General features: G+C 57.4%; 3 protein-coding genes, 1 tRNA gene and 2 pseudogenes. 1 reads left to right on the top strand and 5 read right to left on the bottom strand.

What is annotated here, in order from left to right; all coding sequences use genetic code 11:
- Positions 1–42: 42 nt before the first annotated feature.
- The 5 genes and pseudogenes from ACIONG_RS19210 to ACIONG_RS19190 all read right to left on the bottom strand — a co-directional run.
- Positions 43–177, bottom strand: a pseudogene (locus ACIONG_RS19210) (ribose-phosphate pyrophosphokinase-like domain-containing protein); the annotation flags it as partial.
- Positions 178–222: 45 nt separating this feature from the next.
- Positions 223–297, bottom strand: a tRNA-Gln gene (locus ACIONG_RS19205).
- Positions 298–333: 36 nt separating this feature from the next.
- Positions 334–1,185, bottom strand: coding sequence for a 4-(cytidine 5'-diphospho)-2-C-methyl-D-erythritol kinase (gene ispE / locus ACIONG_RS19200; protein WP_103306071.1), 852 nt, complete (start codon positions 1,183–1,185; stop codon positions 334–336).
- 3 nt (positions 1,186–1,188) lie between these two features.
- The gene (lolB, locus tag ACIONG_RS19195; protein ID WP_213026576.1) at positions 1,189–1,806 is read right to left on the bottom strand and encodes a lipoprotein insertase outer membrane protein LolB; all 618 of its coding nucleotides are present in this window, start codon (positions 1,804–1,806) and stop codon (positions 1,189–1,191) included.
- A gap of 3 nt (positions 1,807–1,809) precedes the next feature.
- Positions 1,810–3,534 (bottom strand): tetratricopeptide repeat protein, encoded by a 1,725-nt coding sequence (locus ACIONG_RS19190; RefSeq protein WP_103306073.1) that lies wholly within the window; start codon positions 3,532–3,534, stop codon positions 1,810–1,812.
- Between the two features lie 182 nt (positions 3,535–3,716).
- On the opposite strand from ACIONG_RS19190, the pseudogene ACIONG_RS19185 reads away from it, so the two are divergent.
- A pseudogene (locus tag ACIONG_RS19185) lies at positions 3,717–3,993 on the top strand (glutamyl-tRNA reductase); the annotation flags it as partial.

The following is a 3,993-nucleotide window of genomic DNA, read 5'->3' as shown; positions in this document are numbered from 1 at the left end:
AGTCGGCTGAATAATGAAAACGTCTTTACCGCGAACGTTTTAATTGATAGCGGCAGTGATTTCGCCGTCGGAAAATTTACCGACAGAGATGTCACCGAGAGGGATATGCAGCTGACGTACAACACGCCGAGCCAGATCGGGGTTAGCGTTCCCCGTAAAGACCATCATCTTGGACACGCGCAGTACCTAGAGGCTGAGGGTAACCTGGATGAGTATAGAAAATGGCAGGGGCGGCTGGATTCGAACCAACGCATGGCAGGATCAAAACCTGCTGCCTTACCGCTTGGCGACGCCCCTGTATCTGTTGCATCAAGTGCCGAGCACTTGGTTCCTTTAGAGCAGACTTTGCAGCTTGCGATGCAACATCGAAACGTTGCTTCCTTTTGCTACAAACCCTGTAAGGGTCTCTGTCAGAAGGGCCGAGACTTTATCAGCTTCAGCTTTGCTTGGGAAGCCCCCAAACACACAACTTCCAGTTCCGGTGAGCTTTGCTTCGGTAAATTTACCTAACAAATCCAATGCGTTACGTACTTCCGGATAACGCCTTGCAACCACCGGCAAGCAGTCATTTCGACTGTTTCCCTCGGGAACGGGGCGCACTTTAATGGGCGGCGTGTTACGTGTCAACAAAGGATCGGAAAAAATTTCTGCCGTACTTACAGAGACTTGCGGCACGAGTACCAGATACCAAGGTTCTTCGGGATCGACAGGGGTGAGTTTTTCGCCCACGCCCTCGGCAAACGCCGCGTGGCCACGGACGAAAACCGGCACGTCAGCACCAAGCGTCAGGCCCAGTCCGGCCAGGCGATCCTCATCCCACCCCAACTGCCACAAATGATTGAGCCCGAGCAAAGTGGTTGCCGCGTTCGAACTGCCGCCACCAATGCCGCCGCCCATGGGCAGCACCTTGTCGATCCAGATGTCGATGCCGAGCGCACAGCCAGATTGTGCCTGGAGCATTTTTGCTGCGCGCACGATCAGGTTGCTGTCGTGGGGAACGCCTGCGAATTCAGTGTGCAGTTGAATCACGCCGTCATCGCGCACGGCAAACGTGATTTCATCGCCGTAATCGACAAACTGAAACAGTGTCTGCAACTCGTGGTAACCGTCTTCACGGCGACCAAGAATGTGCAGCATCAGATTGAGTTTGGCCGGCGAGGGCAGGGTCAGACGTGCAGCGGTCATGGGTTATTGCCCCAACTTGCGCGGTTGCCAGGTTTTGATCACCAGCGTTACGTCGAGGTCGGTGCCGTGCAGCTTGATGCGTTCTGGCAACCAGTAACCATTTTGTTCGGTGTAAGCGGTGTATTCGACTTTCCAGCCATCCTGTTCAAGGTTGGCCAGACGGCTGTCGGCGTCCAGATTCAGGCGGCTTTTGCTGTCTGGTGCAGGCAGGCCACGGACCCACCAGGCCAGATTCGACACCGGCAATTTCCAGCCCAGTTGCTCTTCAAGCAAAGCTTCCGGCGATTGCGATTCGTAGCGACCCTGGTTGGCGACTTCCAGCGCCACCTTGCCCGGACGCCCGGTCAGACGTGCCGCGCCGCGACCCAGCGGGCCGGACAGGCGGATGTCGTAGTAATCCTGACGTTGCAGCCAGAACAACGTGCCGCTACCGGAATCTTTCGGTGCGCGGATGCCGATCTTGCCGTCAATCTGCCAGCCGTCGAGGCCGGTCAGCTGTTGTTTGTTCGCGGCCCATTGAGCGGGACTGCCGTGGCCCTCGACCGATTCGCGAGTACCAAAACCCGAGCAGCCAGCGAGCAGAGCGATGAAGCTGAAAACAATAACGTGGCGCAAAAACATGAGTTAAAGAGTCTCGGATCCGGTCAGGCGCTTGATGGTGCTGCGCAGAATGGTGCTGTCGGGCTGATCCTTGAGGAATTTGCCCCAGACTTGCTTGGCTTCACGCTGGTTGCCCTTGACCCACAACACTTCGCCCAGATGCGCGGCGACTTCGTGGTCAGGGAAACGCTCCAGCGCCTGGCGCAGGTATTTCTCGGCGTCGTCCAGATTGCCCATGCGGAAGTTCACCCAGCCGAGGCTGTCGAGTACCGCCGGGTCTTCCGGATTGATCTGGTGTGCCTGCTCGATCAGCGCTTTGGCTTCAGCGTAACGAGTCGTGCGATCGGAAAGGGTGTAGCCCAGAGCGTTCAGCGCCATGGCGTTGTCCGGGTCACGCTTGATGATCAGGCGCAGGTCTTTTTCCATCTGCCCCAGGTCATTGCGTTTTTCCGCGAGCATGGCGCGGGTGTAGAGCAGATTCAGATCGTCCGGGTATTGCAGCAAGGCTTGCTGCAAGGTTTTCCAGGCCTTGTCGTCCTGTTTATTGGCCGACAGGGTTTCCGATTCGATCAGGTACAACTGGATCGCGTAATCCGGTTGTGCGTCGCGCTCGGCCGCCAGTTTGCTTTGTGCTTCGGCGGTTTTGCCGTTGTTCATCAGGATATCGGCCTGACGCAATTGCGCCGGCAGATAATCATTACCCGGGCCAACTTGGGCGTATTCGATCAATGCGCCTTGCGGGTCGTTGCGTTCTTCGGCGATGCGCCCGAGGTTCAGGTGCGCCGAATCAACGTGGCTCTCCCGGGCGATCAGGTCTTCCAGATACCCTTTGGCCTCATCCCAGGCCTTGGCTTCCAGGCATACCAGCGCCAGCGAGTAGCGCAGTTCGTCGTCTTCCGGGTATTGCTGAACGAGGCTGGAGAACTCGGCCTTGGCGTCGTCCATCCGGTCCTGTTCGACCAACGTGCGCGCATAGGTCAGGCGTAGACGCTTGTCGTCCGGGTACTTCTTGATGCTTTTGCGCAGCAGCGGCAGTGCTTCGTCACCACGATTCATGGTTTGCAGCAGGCGTGCGCGCAGCAGAATCGGGGCGATTTCGCCGTCTTCCGGTGGATTGTCTTCAAGCAGGGTCAGCGCCGCTTTGTTGTCGCCGTCCTGCTGCAAGAGCAGGGCCTTGCCGAAAATCAGCTGGCTGTTCTTCGGGTGGCGTTGCAACAAACGGTCGAAACTTTTCATCAGACCGTTGCGGGTCTCCTGATCGGTATCGGCTGCCGACAGCGCGAGGAAGTCGAAATGGGTGTCGCCCTTGCCCTGCAGGACTTTCTCCATATAGACCATCGAGTCGTCATAGCGCCCGGCGCGCGCCAGTTGCACGGCGGCGGCGCGTTGCGCTTCGAGATCGTCCGGAGCGTTTTTCGCCCAGATAAGCGCAGTATCCAGCGCTGGCTGATCCGCGCCGAGGTATTCAGCAATACGGAATGCGCGCTCGGAAACGCCGGGATCCTGCGTATTGATGGCCTGGGTCACGTAGTTGTCCAGGGCAATGTCGAAACGATTGCGCTGACCAGCGAGTTCGGCGCTCAGCAGGCTGAACACGGTTTCTTCGCTGAACGAGCTGTAAACCTTGGGCTTTTCAGGCGCGGGCGTGGTGTCTTCGACCGGTGAGGCACCGTCCTGCGAAACGGGGGCCATGGCCTGGCAGCCGCTGAGGAAGACAAAAGCAAGGAGCAACGCGGAGGATCTATTCATATAGGAAGAGGACGACTAACCTGCGGTCGGATCATCATGACACAAGCCTTCGGCCAAACATAACCGAGTCTCAATTGTGCCCATTATAGGGGCTGACAATTGGGACAATAGTCAGCGGTAGTTGTTCTGAATCTGACGAAGGTGGACAATTGCCGGCTTCACGTCACCATCAGCGACCTTGAATGGCCTTCCTTGCACTTGGTATTAACCACAAGACTGCTTCAGTAGACGTCCGCGAGCGCGTGGCCTTTACCCCTGAGCAGCTGGTTGAGGCCCTGCAGCAGCTCTGCCGAATTACCGACAGCCGCGAAGCTGCGATCCTCTCCACCTGCAACCGCAGTGAGCTTTATATAGAACAGGATCAGCTTTCTGCGGATATCGTGCTGCGCTGGCTGGCCGACTATCACCATTTAAGCCTCGATGAGCTGCGCGCGAGTGCTTATGTGCATGAAGATGATG

This window comes from Pseudomonas sp. NPDC087817 (assembly GCF_044742875.1).
GTDB lineage: Bacteria > Pseudomonadota > Gammaproteobacteria > Pseudomonadales > Pseudomonadaceae > Aquipseudomonas.
This window is presented reverse-complemented; position numbering and strand designations above follow the sequence as displayed.

Bases quoted from the DNA above. Each gene is read 5' to 3' on its own strand.
- lolB (WP_213026576.1), bottom strand. From the start codon at position 1,806: ATGTTTTTGCGCCACGTTATTGTTTTCAGCTTCATCGCTCTGCTCGCT.
- ispE (WP_103306071.1), bottom strand. From the start codon at position 1,185: ATGACCGCTGCACGTCTGACCCTGCCCTCGCCGGCCAAACTCAATCTG.
- ACIONG_RS19190 (WP_103306073.1), bottom strand. From the start codon at position 3,534: ATGAATAGATCCTCCGCGTTGCTCCTTGCTTTTGTCTTCCTCAGCGGC.